This window comes from Microbacterium sp. NPDC079356, from assembly GCF_049545465.1.
GTDB classification, from domain to species: domain Bacteria; phylum Actinomycetota; class Actinomycetes; order Actinomycetales; family Microbacteriaceae; genus Microbacterium; species Microbacterium gawkjiense.
In genome coordinates this window covers 313382-329707 of record NZ_JBMWDN010000001.1, presented here as the reverse complement: position 1 = coordinate 329707, position 16326 = coordinate 313382, and the positions used below count along the sequence as shown (strand labels likewise).

Sequence of the window (16326 nt, the reverse complement as noted above, 5' to 3'; positions counted from 1 at the left end):
GGGCGGGGCGGCCGCCCTCCCGCCCGGTTCGGCCTACTCGGGAATGAGTCCGATTCTCAGGCTCAGCCGTGTGCGCGGGCGTGGGTCAGAGCGCGGCGAGGAGCGGCGCCAGCGCCTCGAATGCACGGGCACGATGCGACGTCGCGTTCTTCTCCGCGGCCGACAGCTGCGCGGCCGTCCGCCCCTCCGCGTCGTCGGGCAGGAACACCGGGTCGTACCCGAACCCGTTCCCACCCGCGGGAGCCGTCGCCAGCCGGCCCGGCCAGATCCCCGTCACCACGTGCTCCTCGCCGCCCGGGACGACGAGCGCGACCGTCGACACGAACTGCGCCGTCCGATGCGGGTCGGTGATGTCGGAGAGTTGATCGAGCAGCAGCTCGTAGTTCGCGACGCCGTCCTTGCGGTGCCCGGCCCAGTAGGCGGAGAACACACCGGGCGAGCCGCCGAGCACGTCGACGCTGATCCCGGAGTCGTCGGCCATCGCGGGGAGCCCCGTGTGGACGGCCGCCGCGCGCGCCTTAATCAGCGCGTTCTCGGCGAACGTCACGCCGTCCTCGACGGGCTCGGGTCCGTCGTAGCCGACGACCTCGAGGTCGGGCCGCGTCGCGGCGACGATCGCACCGAACTCCTCGACCTTGTGCGCGTTGTGCGTCGCCAGGACGATACGGCTCACGCGCGCTCCTGCGCGAGGGCGGCGAGCTGGATGTCGCGGAGGTCGCCGCATCCGTTCACCCCGAGGTCGAGCAGCGCGTCGAGCTCCCGCTTGTCGAAGGGCGCCCCCTCGGCGGTACCCTGCACCTCGACGAACAACCCGCGACCGGTGACGACGACGTTCATGTCGGTCTCGGCGCGCACGTCCTCGACGTAGGCGAGGTCGAGCATGGGCTCACCGTCGATGATCCCGACCGAGACCGCCGCCACCGAGTCCAGGAGCGCCTTCGCGTTCTTCCCGACGAACCCCTTGGCCCGGCCCCACTCGATCGCGTCCGCGAGGGCGACGTAGGCGCCCGTGATCGCCGCCGTGCGGGTGCCGCCGTCAGCCTGGAGCACGTCGCAGTCGATGACGATCGTGTTCTCGCCGAGCGCCTTCGTGTCGACGACCGCGCGGAGCGCGCGACCGATCAGCCGGGAGATCTCGTGGGTGCGGCCGCCGACCTTGCCCTTGATGGACTCGCGGTCGTTGCGGGAGTTGGTCGCGCGCGGCAGCATCGCGTACTCGGCGGTGACCCACCCCTTGCCCTTGCCGGTCAGCCAGCGCGGGACGCCGTTGGTGAAGGATGCGGTGCACAGCACCTTCGTTCCCCCGAAGGAGATGAGGGCCGACCCCTCGGCGTGGGCGCTCCAGCCGCGTTCGATGGTGACGGGGCGCAGCTGGTCGACGGCGCGGCCGTCGGCACGGGTGGTCTCGGTCATGAGGTCTCCTTCGGTAGGTCGATGGCACCGGTCTGGACGAGGCGGACACTGCTCACACCGCGTCCCATCAGCCGGTCGGCGAGGCGGAGGAAGTCCTCGGCGGAATCCCCCGTCGCCTCGTAGACATGCGTTGGTTCCGCGTCCGGTCCAGCCAGCAGGTCGCGCGACACGAGCTGACGATAGACGTCCTTCGCGGTCTCGGTGTCGCTCGAGACGAGCGACACGTCCGGGCCCATCACGTAGCTGATGGCGCCCTCGAGGAACGGGTAGTGGGTGCAGCCGAGCACGAGGGTGTCGATCCCCGCGTGACGCAACGGCGCGAGGTACTCCTCGGCGACGCGCAGGACGTCGGGCGTGTCCGTGACCCCCGCCTCCACGAAGTCGACGAAGCGCGGACAAGCCTGGGCGAAGACGCTCAGGCGCTCGTTGACGCCGAGCATGTCCTGGTACACGCCCGAGCCGATGGTGCCCGCGGTGCCGATGACGCCGATCCGCCCGTTGCGCGTGGTCGAGATGGCGGTGCGCACGGCGGGGCCGATGACCTCGACGACGGGCACGTCGTACCGCTCCCGAGCGTCGCGCAGGAGTGCCGCCGACGCGGTGTTGCACGCGATCACGAGCATCTTCACGCCCTCGTCGACGAGGGCGTCGAGCACCTCGAGGCCGTAGCGCCGCACGTCGGCGATCGGTTTCGGTCCGTACGGGGAGTGCGCCGTGTCGCCGATGTAGAGCACCGACTCCCGCGGCAGCAGCTGCGAGACAGCGCGGGCGACGGTGAGGCCGCCCACTCCGGAGTCGAAGATCCCGATCGGTGCGTCCGTCACGATCGTCCAGCCTAGTCTCGCGCGGGGGTCCACTCGCGCGTGGCTAGAGTGACGGCATGGGCATGTCCACGGCGCTGCTGACCGACCGCTACGAGCTCACGATGCTGGATGCCGCGCTGCGCGACGGCACCGCCGACCGCCGCTGCGTGTTCGAGCTCTTCGGCCGCCGCCTCCCGGGCGGACGCCGCTTCGGTGTCGTCGCGGGAACCGGGCGACTGCTCGCGGAACTCGCCGACTTCCGGTTCGAGGAGGCGGAGCTCGCCTTCCTCCGCGACAACCGCATCGTCAGCGCCGAGACCATCCGCTTCCTCGAGGACTACCGCTTCCGCGGGACGATCAGCGGGTACCGCGAGGGAGAGCTCTACTTCCCCGGCTCGCCGATCCTCACGGTCGAGGGCTCGTTCGCCGAGGCCGTCATCCTCGAGACCCTCGCCCTCAGCATCCTCAACCACGATTCGGCGGTCGCCACCGCTGCGGCGCGCATGAGCATCGCCGCCGGCGACCGCCCGCTCGCCGAGATGGGGTCGCGCCGTGCGGCGGAGCGCTCCGCCGTCGCCGCAGCCCGGGCCGCCTACATCGCGGGCTTCTCCGCGACGAGCAACCTCGAGGCCGGGCGCACCTGGGGCATCCCGACCATGGGGACGGCCGCACATGCGTGGACACTGCTCCACGACACCGAGGAGGACGCCTTCCGCAGCCAGATCGACGCGCTCGGCACCGACACGACGCTCCTCGTCGACACCTATGACATCCGCCAGGGCGTCGAGACGGCGATCCGTGTGGCGGGCACCGGCCTCGGAGGCGTGCGCCTCGACTCGGGAGACCTCCCGACCGTCGCCGCGTCGGTGCGCGCGCAGCTCGACGAACTCGGCGCCACGGGTACCCGCATCACCGTGACGAGCGACCTCGACGAGTTCGCGATCGCGGCACTGGCGGCATCCCCCGTCGACGCCTACGGCGTCGGGACCTCGGTCGTGACGGGATCGGGCACTCCGACCGCGGGCATGGTCTACAAGCTCGTCGCACGGCAGGGCGCCGACGGCGGGTGGGTCTCCGTCGCGAAGGCCTCGACGTCGAAGGCGTCCGTGGGCGGACGCAAGGCTGCGTTCCGCACCCGCGTCGACGGGGTCGCGACGGGCGAGGTGGTCGCCGTCGCCGCCGGCTTCGACGAGCTCGACACGCCCGCCGCCCACCCCGATGCCCGTCCGCTGCAGGTCGCTCTGGTCCAGCAGGGCGAAGCGGATGCCGCGCACCTCGGACCCGACGGCGTCGCCGCCGCACGGGCGCATCACCTGCGCGTGCGGGAGGAGCTGCCTGTCACCGCTCTCGCCCTCAGCCGCGCCGATCCGACGCTGCCGACGGTCTACGAGGTGAGCGAGGCGTAGATCTCCTTGCACGTGGGGCACACCGGAAACTTCTCGGGGTCGCGCCCCGGCGTCCACTTCTTGCCGCACAGCGCGCGAACGGGCTTGCCGGTGATCGCCGATTCGAGGATCTTGTCCTTCTTGACGTAGTGCGAGAACCGCTCATGGTCACCCGGCTCGATGGACTCCTCGCGGATGAGCTCCTCGAGCTCACGGTCGAGTGTGGCGAGGCCGCCCTGATCCGGGCTGTCGATCGGCGTGCTCATTCCCCCGAGTGTACTGCCGGCGGGACCCTCGTGGACGGGGGTCAGTGCGTTTCGGCGAACTCCATGAGGCGGCTCGTGCGGCGCTCGAAGACCGCCCCGCCGACGGCGATCCCAACCGCCAGAACCGTCACCCCCACACCCATGCCGGCCCAGAAGGACGTCCATGCGACGCCCTCGTCGCCGCCGAGCGCGAGCCAGCCCGACCACAGCGCGGGGACGGAGAGGATGATCGCCCCGAACAGGACCGCCGCCTGAGCGACCGACCCGCCCGTGCGCTGCGGCTGCTCGAACGGTCCTTCTCCGGGACGCGAGACCGCGTAGGGCGCGGCCGCAGACGCCACAGAGCTGAGGCCGAGACCCGTCGCGAAGAGCGAGACGCAGACTCCGACGAGGGCCGGGAGCACCACCCACCGCCCGTGGACCCAGATCGAGAGGGTGATGGCGAGCGCCAGGAGCGGCACCCCGAGGAGCAGAACGGGGACGAGGCGCCCCACCCGGTCGGCGACGCCGCGGACACCGGCGGAGATGTGCAGCCAGATCCCGGTCGAGTCGTACGCGAGGTCGTTGTGCACGAGCCAGCCGAGGAACAGCGCGAGGATCGGCGGCGGGATCAGCGCGACGGTCGACAACGGCACGCCCACCACCAGGAGCGGCAGCACGATGAGGACGGAGGCGATGGGAACGACCACGATGTTGGCGAGGTGCCGAGGGTCGCCCGACCAGTACACGATGCTGCGCGCGGCGATCGCGCCGCCGGGGGTGCCGGGCATGACGGCGAACCAGCCGAGTCCGCGACGCTCGCGCACCGGTACCTCGCGCTCCGTTGCGCTCATCATGATCTGGACGAGCAGCCGCCACGCACCCGCCAGCGCGAGCACGGTCACGAGGGCCACGAGGACCGAGACGACGAGGTCGCCGCCGGTGCGTAGCGGGATGGCGACGGCTGCCCCGAGAGGCGTCGCACCCAGCACCTGCGCCGCCTCGGCCAGCTGCGAGGGCAGACCCCCGGACCACTCGAGCGAGAAGGCGAACACGGCCACGGGGATGACGACGATCGCGGCCGCTGTGACCATCAGGCCCGTGAGCTGCGGCGACCTGCGCTCGCGGAGGGCGAGGACGGAGACGGCCATCGCGCACCGCGCGGCGAGGACGTTGGTGGCGACGAACAGCACCGCGGCGAGGACGGCGAGGGCGGGTGACGCGCCGTGACCGATCCACGCCACGGACATCGCGACCGCGACGGCGATCGTGACGAGTCCCGGTAGCCCGAAGGGGGATGCCGCCACCACCGCCCACGCGACGATCCGAGGCTCGACGCCCGTCACGACGAACCGCCGGGGGTCGAGAGGATCGTCGGCGCCCGTGAAGAGCGGTACGAGGAGGAAGCCGCCGACGATGAGCGATCCGCCCACGACGACGAGCGTCGCCGCATCCGCATCCGGAACGCGGTCGAGCCGGACGAGCGCGACGCACACCGCCGCCACGGCGACCGCGAGGATCCCGAAGGCGGCCAGGCGGCGGACGAGCACGCCGGGGCGGGCGTTCAGCGAACCCGCGAGCAGCGCGAGCCTCAGTCGGAGTACGTGTGCAACCACTCCAGGCCTTCCACGTCGCTGAGTCCGCCGGACAGCTGGACGAAGCGCTCCGCGAGGGTGTGATCACCACGGACCTCGTCGACGGATCCATGGGCCAGCACCTGGCCGGCGACGATCACGGCGACGCCGTCGCAGACGCGCTCGACGAGCTCCATGCCGTGGCTCGAGAGAATGACGGTGCCACCGCGCGCCACGTACGCCGTGAGGATCTCGAGGATCACCTCGCTCGAGACGGGGTCGACCGCCTCGAAGGGTTCGTCCAGCACGAGCAGGCGGGGAGCATGGATCATCGCGCCCGCGAGCATGATCTTCTTCGTCATGCCCGCCGAGTAGTCGGACACCGGCCGCACGAGCGCCGCGGTCAGATCGAAGGCGCGGGCGAGGTCTTCCGTCCGCTCGGCGACGACGGCCGGGCGGAGCCCGCGCAGGACGCCGTAGTAGTGCAGCAACTGCCGCCCGGTGAGGCGGTCGAACGTGCGCAGCCGATCGGGCAGGACGCCCATCAGCGCCTTCGCCGCGCGCGGATCCCGCTGCAGGTCGACCCCGCCGACGACGATCGTCCCGGCATCGGGCCGCAGCAGACCGGCGATCATCGAGAGGGTCGTCGTCTTTCCCGCGCCGTTGGGTCCGACCAACCCGTAGAAGGTGCCCGCGGGGATCTCGAGGTCGACGGCGTCGACGGCCCGCGTGCGACCGAACGACTTCGAGACCTTCTCCAGTCGCAGTGCCGGGGCGGGATCGGATGCGTCGGCGCCCGCCTCGGCGCCGTCGAGGTCGAGGACGGCCGTCGCCGTCTCGAGCGCGCCGGCGTCGGTCGCCGTGTCGTCGTCCGTCGCGGTCTCGTCAGCCGGGTCCGGCTCGGTCTCCGGCGCGGGCTCGACCTCGGGCTCCATCGCGGGCTCGGGTTCGACCTCGGGTTCGATCTCGGGCTCGGTTTCGACGCCGGCCGCGAGTTCGGTCTCGGGCTCGGTTTCGACGCCGGCCTCGGGTTCGACCTCGGGTTCAGGTTCGGATGCGGAGACGTGCTCGGTTTCGGCTGGAGACTCGTATTCTCCCTCGGGCTCGCCGTCAGCCTCGGGCTCGGGCTGAGCCTCGGGTTCGGCCTCGGGCAGCACCTCCTGCTCCGACACCGGCTCCGACGTCGCGTCGTCCTGGTCGGCGGGGGCCTCACCCGGGTCGCGAGAGGCCTCCTCGAACCGCGCAGCGGCGACGGCGGCCGGCACCTCGGGCTTGGGCGGCAGGGCCTGCGCGACCTCGTCGACGGGTACGGGCGGAGGCGGCGGAACCGGGTTGTCGGCGCCGGACACGGGAGCCTTCTTGCGGGGCGGTCGTGTCTTGGGAGGCGTCACCCCTCAAACTTAGCAAGCCCGACCGGTGCGACTTCCGGCGCACGCCACAGGGGGTCGCTCTATCACGAATGCACAACGTCGGGCCAGGATACGGGCCCTTTTCAGGTGACACCGATAGCATCGAGGGCGGCACGAAGATGTGTCTTTCCGATGTACGGACAGTGACCACATCGTCAGGAGCACCCCGTGACCAAGATCGTCATCCTCGCAGCCGGCATGGGCTCGCGCCTCGGCCGCAGCCTGCCCAAGCCGCTGACCGCGCTGAGCGACGGCCGCAGCATCATGGGGCAGCAGCACGACAACATCCGCGCGGCATTCGGGCCCAAGGCCCACATCACCACGGTGGTCGGCTACCGTGCCGAGACCATCGTCGAGGCCTTCCCCGACGTCGACTACGTCTACAACGACCGCTACGACCAGACCAACACGTCCAAGAGCCTGCTGCGTGCCCTCAAGGCGACGGGCAAGTCGGGTGTCCTCTGGATGAACGGCGACGTCGTGTTCGATCCGCGTGTGCTCGGCCGGGCCCTGGCGCTCATCGAGGCGGACCAGTCCTTCGTGACGGTGAACACCTCGAAGGTCAGCGACGAAGAGGTCAAGTACACCGTCGACGCGGACGGCAACATCGCCGACCTGTCGAAGACCGTCGTCGGCGGCCTCGGCGAAGCGGTCGGGATCAACTACATCTCGCGCGCCGACAAGCCGGCGCTCATCGCTCAGCTGGGCCACGTCGACAACCAGGACTACTTCGAGCGGGGTCTCGAGCTCGCGATCGCCGACAACGGCCTGAAGCTGCGGCCCCTCGACATCTCCGACCTGTACGCCGTCGAGGTCGACTTCGCGGAAGACCTCGATCGGGCGAACCTCTACGTCTGAGGCAGCGGACGATGCGTCCCGGCGCATCGTGAGATCCACCATGAGTGACGTCCCCCGCATCCACTCCCTTCCGGACGGGGCGCCCTGGGCGGGCGGGCTCCCCCCGGAGGGTTCCCCCGAGCACCCGTGGATGATCCGACTGCTCGACCGCGTGCTCGCGGTGCAGCGGCCGGCCGTCCTCGCGCACCTGCGGACGATCCGCGCGCGGCATCCCGAAGCGACCCCGGCCGAGATGGGCCGGATCCTCGAGCGTCGTTACCTCGCCACCGTCACGACCGGCGGTGCCGCCGTCGGCGCCACCGCCGTCGTGCCCGGCATCGGCACGGGCGTGACGCTCGCGCTCAGCGGTGCCGAGACCGTCGGATTCCTCGAGGCGACAGCCCTGTTCGCACAGTCCCTGGCGGAGGTGCACGGCATCCGCGTCAACGATCCCGACCGAGCCCGTGCACTCGTGCTGACCCTCATGGTGGGTCGCGAGGGTGTCGACCTGGTGAGCCAATTCGCCCGCCAGGTGAGCGGCACCGGCCCGGCCCGCGATGCGTACTGGGGCCAGATGATCACGACGTCGCTGCCGCGAGCGATGGTCGGTCCCCTCATCGACCGCCTCAAGGGCGCCTTCCTCCGTCGATTCGCCGCCCAGGGCAGCGCGTCCCTCCTCGGGCGGGCACTCCCCTTCGGCATCGGTGCGGTCATCGGCGGCGGCGGCAACCACATCCTCGGCCGACGGGTCATCGTCGGAGCCCGGCGCGCCTTCGGTCCGCCGCCGCTCGAGTTCCCGGCGGAGCTCACGGCCGTCGCTCCGCGTCGGCTGCCGCGATCCCGCAGGAAGCGACACGGCGACGACCCTGCCCTCAGCGGGTAGCGTGGCCGCGTGCTCCCCATCCTCGTGGCCCTTCTGATCGCCAACGCCCTGTTCAACGTGCTCGTGTGGCCGACGTTCTTCCGTCGCGTCTCTCGCGACACACGGGCGCGGGACGCGCAGGGCCGACCGACCCGGTTCCTCGTCGTGCACGCCGTCCTCATCGGCGTCGCCCTGCTGCTCGCGGCGGCATCCCTCGTCGTCGGCGTCCTGGCCGCCACCGGCGTCGGCAGCTGACCGTCGCGGGGCTGCACACCCGGCCCGGCGCGCGCAAGTGGTGTGGAGGCGGCGCGCGGACTGACTAGCGTTGTCGAATGGTCACGACTCCCTCGCAGCAGCCGTCCGGCCGGATCCAGAGCCTGGACGGACTTCGCGGAGTGGCCGCCCTCGTCGTGCTCCTGCACCACTGGCTGCTGATCGCGGAGCCGCTGCTGGAGGGAACCGTCAGCTGGGCGGTCATCTCCCAGTCCCCCGTCAAACTCCTCACTGCCGGCAACGAAGCGGTCCTCGTCTTCTTCGTGCTCTCGGGACTCGTGGTGGTCCTGCCGGTCTTCAAGGAGAACTTCTCCTGGATGGGCTTCCTCTCGGCCCGCGTCGTCCGCCTCTACGGACCCGTCATCGCCTCGCTGGCCCTGAGCGCGATCCTGATCCTCCTGGTCCCCCGCGACCCGTCGCGCATGCCGCCGGGGTCCTGGATGGCGGAGACGCACGCGGACAGCGTGTCGGCGGGATCGTTCCTGGCACAGGCATCGCTCGTTCCGCGTCAGTATCCCCTCAACAACCCGTTGTGGTCGCTCCACTGGGAACTGCTCTACTCGATCGTCCTGCCGCTGGCGACGGCTCTGGCTCTGCTCGTGCGGCGGCACGCGCTCGCGGCGGTCATCGTCTGCTGCGCCCTGAGCGTCGTCGGGCGCCTCTTCGAGCAGAGCGAACTGCTCTACTTCCCCGTCTTCGTGATCGGGACGATCATGGCTGCGCGGATGCCGGACCTGCTCGCCTGGGTGGAACGCCCCCGCCCGCGCTGGTTCATGCCGCTGTTCACCCTGGTGAGCGCCCTCATGCTCATCGGCAGCTGGCTGGCGCGCCCGATCTTCCCCAGCGGCACCGACCTCAATCACCTGCTGTGGGCGTTCGCCGCACCGGGTGCTGCCGGCACCGTGCTGGTCGCGCTCGCGTGGCGGCCGGCGATCCGGCTCTTCGAGACACGCCCGATCCAGTGGCTCGGCAAGATCTCCTTCAGCCTCTACCTCGTCCACGTGCCGGTGCTCGCCACCCTCGCCTTCGCGTTCGGATCCGAGGCCTGGGGGCTCGTCGGTCTTCTCGGCATCCCCCTCAGCCTCCTGGTCGCCTGGGGGTTCTACGAGGCGGTCGAAGCTAGAATGCACAAGGCGGCGCGACGCGTTCACCGAGCAGTTGCGGCGCGAGCGCGTCGCCGGGCCGGAGAAGTCGCGCCCTGACCTGCCGTCGACGAGAGCACAGCACCCCTCATGCGTTCGCCCCTTCCGCCCGCCGTCACCCGTGCCATCCGCTCCGCCCTCACCCGCGCCAAGCGCGTGCCGACCTCCGAACTCATCGCCTGGTCCCGGTCGCGGCCGATCCGGCATCGGACGGTCCTCTACGAGTCCTTCGCGGGCAACGGTGCGCTCTGCAATCCCGAGGCGATCTTCCGGGCCCTCCTCGCCGATCCTGAGTTCGCCGACCTGACGCACATCTGGGCGATCAGTGACGCGGATGCCGCAGCCACCCTCCGCGCGGAGTTCGCCGGCGACCGGCGGGTCGAGATCGTCTCCCGGGGCGGCGGCGCCTATTGGCGTGCGGTGTCGACCGCGGGGTACCTCATCAACAACGCGACCTTCCCGACGGCATTCAGCAAGCGGGTGGGACAGGTCTACCTGAACACCTGGCACGGCACTCCGCTGAAGCTGATGGGCTTCGACATGCCGGGCGGCGCACGGGAGTCCGCCAACACCCTGCGGAACCTGCTGAACGCCGACTACCTCCTCGCGGCGAACCCCTTCATGGCCGAGACCATGTACGAGGACGCCTATCAGCTGCGCAACGTCTACCGGGGCGCGATCATCGAAGAGGGCTACCCCCGCATCGACCGTCAGCGAATGCCCGAGGCGGAACGCGTCGCCCGGATCGCCGACCTGGGGAGCCGTCTGGGCATCGAGCTCACAGGCCGGCGCATCGTCCTGTTCGCACCGACGTGGCGAGGCAGTTCGTTCCAGGCGCCGGACGCCGACCTCGCCCATCTCGCCGACCAGGCGGCGGGCCTGCAGCGACAGCTCGGCGACGACGTCGTCGTCCTCCTCAAGACCCACCAGGTGGTCCACCGCGCGGCCAGCGGCATCCCGGCACTGCGCCGCCTGCTCGTTCCCAACACGACGCCGACCAACGTGCTCCTCGGTCTCGCGGACGCCCTCGTGACCGATTACTCGTCGATCTTCTTCGACTACCTCGCGACCGATCGGCCGATCGGCTTCCTCGTGCCCGACGGCGACGCGTACGGCGCCGAGCGCGGCACCTACATGCCGCTCGACGAACTGCCCGGTCCGGTGCACACCGACCCCGAGGCGCTCGGGCGCGACCTGGCCGCGCTCCTGGCCCCCGGTGCTCCAGCGCACCCGCGGTACGCGGACTGGGCCCGCCGCTTCGTGCCCCACGAGGACGGCGGAGCCACGTCCAGGGTCATCGACGTCGTGTTCCGGGGCCGCACCGCCGAGCGCCGGGTCCGCCCGGTGCGCCGCGACGAGCGTTCGCGCCTGCTGTTCTACCTCGGCGGCATGCGTCTGAACGGCATCACGACCGCAGCCGTCAACCTGCTGAACTCGCTCGACACCGAGAAGTACGACGTGACGGCGCTCATGGCGTTCCCGCGCGGCGCGACGACCACGCACAACCAGTCGCGACTCGACCCGGGCATCCGGCAGGTCTTCCGCGTCGGCGGCATGAACGGGCTGAAGGCCCGTCAGATCATGCGGCGCGTCGCCGACGTCAGCACCGACCCGCTGCGAGCCCACCGGCGACTCGGCCACCGCACGCTCTGGCGCGACGAGTGGACGCGCATCTTCGGGTCCGCCACGTTCGACTGGGTCGCCGACTTCAGCGGATACAGCCCGTTCTGGGCCCACCTGATGCTGCACTCGCCGCGCGCCGTCCGCGCCATCTGGCTGCACAACGAGATGGCCGCCGATCGCGACCGCACGGTCAACGGCAAGCAGCCGTTCCGCCGGTCTCTCGGCCGCGTGTTCGCCATGTACCGGGCCTACGACCAGCTCGTCTCGGTGTCGCCCGCCCTCACCGACCTCAACCGCGCCGAGCTGGCGGAGTACGCCCCCGGCGACCGGTTCGTCACCCTGCGGAACCTGCCCGACATCGTGTCCGCGGCCGCACTCGACGAGCGAGACGAGGAAGGCGAGGAGCCGGAGGAGGATGCCGTGCTCGGCGAGACGCTCGACGCCGCCCTCGCGGTGCCGGGGATCCGCAGGTTCGTCACGGTCGGACGGCTCTCGACCGAGAAGAACCACGCGCGCCTGATCCGCGCCTTCGCCCTCCTGTCCGCGACCGAACCCGACACCCAGCTGCTCATCGTCGGCGGAGGGCCCCTCCGTCGCGACCTGGAGCAGCAGGTCCGCGACGCGGGACTCACCGGACGCGTCATCCTGACCGGGCCGCTGCGGGACCCGGCATCCGTCATGCGGCGGTGCGACTGCTTCGTCCTCTCGAGCGACTACGAGGGCCAGCCCATGGTCCTCATCGAGGCAGCGCAGCTGGGCCTCCCGATCGTCTCGACCGCCTTCGGATCCGCCCGCGGTGCGCTCCCCGGCGACGACATGCACATCGTCGACCGCGAGGACACCGCCCTCGCCGCGGGGATGGCGGACTTCCTCGCCGGGCGCGTGGCACCGGCATCCCTCGACGTCGCGGCCTACACCGCCGAGGTGCTCACCCAGTTCGACGCTCTCATCCCCCGTACCCCCGGCGCGTCGTGACCGTCGACGCCCCTGTGCCGGCGCCCGGATCGGGAGTCACGTTCGTCATGCCCGTGCTGAACGAACGGGACTACCTCGAGCGCGCGGTGCAGACGGTCCTCCAGCAGGACGTCGACGGACCCGCGGAGCTGATCCTGGCGCTCGGCCCCTCGAGCGACGGGACGACGGAGCTCGCCGGGCGACTGGCCGCGGCGGACCCCCGCATCCGTCTCGTGGAGAACCCGCAGGCCGACATCCCGGTGGCCCTGAACCTCGCGATCCGCGCCGCGCGGCATCCCACGATCGTGCGGGTCGACGCGCACTCCGAACTCGCCCCGGGGTACACGCGGCGCGCGCTCGCCACCCTCGAGCGCGCTCGCGCCGCGAACGTCGGTGGCGTGATGCGCGCCGACGGGCGCACCCCGTTCCAACGCGCGGTGGCGATCGCCTACAACTCCCCCGCCGGCCTCGGCGGCGGGGCGTATCACGTCGGGGCGCCGGAGGGCCCGGCCGAATCGGCCTACCTCGGCGTCATGCGACGCGAGGTGCTCGAGGAAGTCGGACTGTTCGACGAGTCGATCCGCCGCGGCGAGGACTGGGAACTCAACCTCCGCATCCGTCGGGCCGGCTACCGCGTCTGGTTCGACCCCCAGCTGGCCGTGACGTACTGGCCGCGCGAGAGCTGGGCGCGCCTAGCGCGGCAGTTCGTCGCAACCGGGACCTGGCGCGGTGAGCTCGTCCGCCGGTTCGGGCGGCTCAACTCGCTCCGCTTCTTCGCACCGCCCGCGCTGGTCGCCGCCGTCGTGGCGAGCCTCGTGATCGCGGTGCTGCAGGTCACCGGCCTGGTGAGCGGTGTCGCCTCGGCGGTCCTGTCGGTCGTCCACCTGCCGATCGCGCTCTACATCCTCGGCGTCCTCGGCTTCGGCGTCGTCGCCGGGCGGTCGTTGCGGGAACGCGCCTGGCTGGCCGCGGTCCTGCCCACCATGCACCTCTCCTGGGGAGCGGGCTTCCTCGCCGGCCTCGTGCGGGGGGCGAAGGACACGATCGACACGTCACGGTTGGATCGCAACACGCCCCTGCCGTGACGACAGCCGCCACGGCAGCGGCGAGGCGTCAGTCGCGCGAGATCATGCCCTGGTCGAGGAGGCGCGCGACGACACGCTCGGCGGCGCGGCCGTCGTCGCGCGCGTTGAACCGTGCGCTCCAGGAGGCATAGCGCTCCGCGAAACGCTGGGGAACGTCCGGATCGTTCAGTCCCGCCGTCAGCTCGTCCTGCGTCGCCGCGAGCGGCCCCGGTGCCCGTTCGGCCAGGTCGAAGTAGAACCCGCGGAGCCTGCCGCGGTAGTGCTCCAGGTCGGGCACGAAGAAGTGGACCGGTTTGCCGGTGGCGGTGAAGTCGAACATGACGGAGGAGTAGTCCGTGACGAGCGCATCGGCCGCCAGGAGGAGCGCCGAGATGTCGGGGTACCCGGTGACGTCGACGACGCGCGGCCCCGTCGCATCCGCGCCGGGGAGGAGGGTCCGCGAGTGGCCTCGCACGAGGACCGTGGCCCCGGCATCCTGCGCGAGCTTCTGCAGGTCGAGGAAATCGACCATCTGCTCGCGGTCGTCACGCCACGTCGGCGCGTAGAGGAGGACGCGCTCGTCCGGCCCGACGCCCAATGCGCGGCGGACGGCGTCGCGATCCCCGGTGCGCAGCACGTCGTTGCGGGGATAGCCCTCCACCCACACGGGCCGCCGACCGAAGGCGTAGGCGGTGCGGAGGATGCGGGCCGCGTACGGGTTCTGCGCGAGCAGCACGTCCCACCGCCGGCTCTCGCGGACGACGGCGAGAGCACGACGCGGGTCGAACCCGGGCCGGTCGAGGGCGAGCCGCTTCAGCGGTGTGCCGTGCCAGGTCTGCAGGACGCGTTGGCCGGGACGCCGGACGAACCGACGGCGCAGCCAGTCGTTGACGACCAGCAGGCGCGCCGCACCGCGCGCGCGCCACCACTCCGGGGACCCCTCGACCACGGCGACGGCGCCGGGCGGCACCTCGACCGACCGGTCGACGACGCTCCAGTAGCGGACGACGGTCGGGGCGATCCGCGCGATCTCGGCGTCGATCGCCCGCGGGTTGCAGCTGGCGTTGCGGCCGTAGAAGCTCTCGAAGAAGACCGCGTTCTCGAGGTCGTCCGATCGGTCGGCGTAGGCCCGCTCGAGCGCAGCCTGCCCGGCGGGCGCGGCGTCGGCCTCGGTCAGCGGCGGGCCGACGATCACCTGCCCGTCGCGGACCTCGACGGCGAGGGTCTCCGCCACCGTGCGCGCCAGCGGAGCGATCTCCGCCGAGCCCGGCGCGGGACCGTCGAACTCGAGGCGGTAGGTGCCGCTGGGCAGCGCGAGCTCGGGCCTTCCCCACCGCGACACCCGCAGCGGGAGGACGGCTCGCCAGCCCGCATCCGCCGCCGAGATCGACGCCGCGGAAACGGCTCGAGGCCCCGCGGCACGGAGCCCGGCGGGAGCGGGGCCGCGACCCTCGAACTGCAGCGCGTCCCCGGCCACCAGCGACACCTGGATCATCCTCGACCCCTTCCCCGGCGCGTGGTCGACAGTCCGCGGCGGATGGCGCCGTGGACGCGCTCGGCGTTGCGGCCGTCGCGGTAGGCGTGGACCTGCGCGCTCAGCGCCTCGGCACGCGCGACGCGGCGCTCGCGCTCGCGGTCGTCGCCCAGCACCGCCGTGACCTGCGCCATGACGCCAGTCCAGTCGACGGCGACGTCCTCGCCCGCGACGTCGCGGTAGCGACCGTAGAACCCGCGCTCGGCGGCGTAGCGGGCCTCGTCCGGCGCGAAGAACACCACCGGTACCGGCACGAGCGCCGTGTCGTAGACGAGCGACGAGTAATCCGTGATGAGGACGTCGAGGGCCGGGAGGGCCGGGGTCACGTCCGGCAGCAGGTCGGACCCGAGCAGACGGATGCGGTCGCCCGCCGCCCCGGCGCGGTACTCCCCCGCCCCCAGCGGATGCGATCGCACGAGCAGCACGGCGTCGACGCGCTCGAGCGCGGTCGAGATCGTCTGCCACTCGCTCGAGGTCGGCACGGCCGGATCCGGCTCGCCGTCGCGCCACGTCGGCGCGTAGAGCACGACTCGGGCGCCGCCGAGCGGCCCCACGAGCGCCTCGACGTCCGCCCGGGCCTCGGCGGCGGAGCGCCCGCTCGAGAGCACGTCGACACGGGGCTCGCCCGTGACGAGCACCCGGTCGTGACCGAGCCCGAACGCCGACTCCAGCCGACCGCGGACGAGATGCGAGGCGGCCGGGAGCAGACGGATGCGTCGCTGGGTGTGCCGGTAGGCGATCCGCAGCAGGCCGGCGAGCCCCGGGATCGGCAGGGGTGCGCGCGCCGTGACCGGGGAGTCGAGGCCGAGCCGCTTCAACGGGATGCCGTGCCAGAGCTGCACGAGGTAAGACCCGGACGTGGCGTAACGGTTCACGTCGCCGGCGCCGTGCGTGACGACCACGACGCGAGCGCGCGCGGTGAGCCAGAAGCCCCGCAGCCCGCGTTTGGGGGCCGACGGGATGCCCGCTCGGCGCGCGGCATCCGCGTCGGCATCCGACCCGGTGAGCCACACCGCACGTTCGCCCGCAGCGGCCGCGACGTGCCACAGCGCGAGGGCGCCCTCGCCGATCCCGACGGCGGAGCCGAAGACCCACAGGTCCCGGGAGCGCGGGATGACACGGGTGAGGACGAGCCCGAGGACGTGGAGCGGAAGCCTCATCACCTGGGCGGCATTGCCCGACGCGAACGAGAAAGACCCCACCCCGCG

Annotated in this window: 15 protein-coding genes; 7 read left to right on the top strand and 8 right to left on the bottom strand. The window is 71.7% G+C overall.

Annotated elements, in window-relative coordinates:
- Positions 1-85: 85 nt before the first annotated feature.
- The 3 genes from rdgB to murI are packed head-to-tail and all read right to left on the bottom strand — an operon-like array spanning position 86 to position 2237.
- A complete protein-coding gene (gene rdgB, locus ACPEH0_RS01575; RefSeq protein ID WP_217530173.1) occupies positions 86-724 on the bottom strand; it encodes an RdgB/HAM1 family non-canonical purine NTP pyrophosphatase in 639 nt (212 codons plus the stop codon).
- Entirely contained in the window at positions 670-1413 is a 744-nt protein-coding gene (rph, locus tag ACPEH0_RS01570) for a ribonuclease PH (RefSeq protein ID WP_064001858.1), read from the bottom strand. The genes rdgB and rph overlap by 55 nt, the downstream gene beginning before the upstream one ends.
- Complete coding sequence (murI, locus tag ACPEH0_RS01565; protein WP_064001857.1) at positions 1410-2237, bottom strand: glutamate racemase; 828 nt, start codon at positions 2235-2237, stop codon at positions 1410-1412. Before murI ends, rph begins: the two co-directional genes overlap by 4 nt.
- A 56-nt stretch (positions 2238-2293) precedes the next feature.
- Between murI and ACPEH0_RS01560 the strand changes: the two genes are divergently transcribed.
- Positions 2294-3622, top strand: a complete 1329-nt coding sequence (locus ACPEH0_RS01560) for a nicotinate phosphoribosyltransferase (protein WP_366213181.1) — start codon at positions 2294-2296, stop codon at positions 3620-3622.
- Here the strand turns inward: ACPEH0_RS01560 and ACPEH0_RS01555 are convergent.
- From ACPEH0_RS01555 to ACPEH0_RS01545, 3 genes are read right to left on the bottom strand one after another with little or no spacing between them, the layout of a single operon-like run.
- On the bottom strand, positions 3601-3867 hold the full coding sequence (locus tag ACPEH0_RS01555; protein ID WP_064001855.1) for a DUF3039 domain-containing protein: 267 nt from the start codon (positions 3865-3867) through the stop codon (positions 3601-3603). The genes ACPEH0_RS01560 and ACPEH0_RS01555 overlap by 22 nt on opposite strands.
- Before the next feature lie 41 nt (positions 3868-3908).
- Complete coding sequence (locus ACPEH0_RS01550; protein ID WP_366213182.1) at positions 3909-5462, bottom strand: hypothetical protein; 1554 nt, start codon at positions 5460-5462, stop codon at positions 3909-3911.
- Entirely contained in the window at positions 5438-6811 is a 1374-nt protein-coding gene (locus ACPEH0_RS01545; RefSeq protein ID WP_366213183.1) for an ATP-binding cassette domain-containing protein, read from the bottom strand. Before ACPEH0_RS01545 ends, ACPEH0_RS01550 begins: the two co-directional genes overlap by 25 nt.
- 186 nt (positions 6812-6997) lie before the next feature.
- Here ACPEH0_RS01545 and ACPEH0_RS01540 point away from each other — a divergent pair, with 186 nt between their 5' ends.
- From ACPEH0_RS01540 to ACPEH0_RS01515, 6 genes are all read left to right on the top strand, one after another.
- On the top strand, positions 6998-7687 hold the full coding sequence (locus tag ACPEH0_RS01540) for a phosphocholine cytidylyltransferase family protein (RefSeq protein ID WP_366213184.1): 690 nt from the start codon (positions 6998-7000) through the stop codon (positions 7685-7687).
- 40 nt (positions 7688-7727) lie between these two features.
- Entirely contained in the window at positions 7728-8549 is an 822-nt protein-coding gene (locus tag ACPEH0_RS01535; protein ID WP_253034192.1) for a hypothetical protein, read from the top strand.
- 9 nt (positions 8550-8558) lie between these two features.
- Entirely contained in the window at positions 8559-8783 is a 225-nt protein-coding gene (locus tag ACPEH0_RS01530) for an SCO4848 family membrane protein (RefSeq protein ID WP_217530182.1), read from the top strand.
- A 77-nt stretch (positions 8784-8860) separates the two neighbouring features.
- On the top strand, positions 8861-10003 hold the full coding sequence (locus tag ACPEH0_RS01525) for an acyltransferase family protein (RefSeq protein ID WP_363377993.1): 1143 nt from the start codon (positions 8861-8863) through the stop codon (positions 10001-10003).
- Between the two features lie 30 nt (positions 10004-10033).
- Positions 10034-12541, top strand: a complete 2508-nt coding sequence (locus ACPEH0_RS01520) for a glycosyltransferase (RefSeq protein WP_366213185.1) — start codon at positions 10034-10036, stop codon at positions 12539-12541.
- On the top strand, positions 12538-13605 hold the full coding sequence (locus ACPEH0_RS01515; protein ID WP_366213186.1) for a glycosyltransferase family 2 protein: 1068 nt from the start codon (positions 12538-12540) through the stop codon (positions 13603-13605). The genes ACPEH0_RS01520 and ACPEH0_RS01515 overlap by 4 nt, the downstream gene beginning before the upstream one ends.
- 28 nt (positions 13606-13633) lie before the next feature.
- On the opposite strand, the gene ACPEH0_RS01510 is transcribed toward ACPEH0_RS01515, so the two are convergent.
- The gene (locus ACPEH0_RS01510; protein WP_366213187.1) at positions 13634-15079 is read right to left on the bottom strand and encodes a CDP-glycerol glycerophosphotransferase family protein; all 1446 of its coding nucleotides are present in this window, start codon (positions 15077-15079) and stop codon (positions 13634-13636) included.
- Positions 15076-16320: a CDP-glycerol glycerophosphotransferase family protein gene (locus ACPEH0_RS01505; RefSeq protein WP_366213188.1), complete on the bottom strand. Its 1245-nt coding sequence runs from the start codon at positions 16318-16320 to the stop codon at positions 15076-15078. Before ACPEH0_RS01505 ends, ACPEH0_RS01510 begins: the two co-directional genes overlap by 4 nt.
- Positions 16321-16326: the final 6 nt, after the last annotated feature.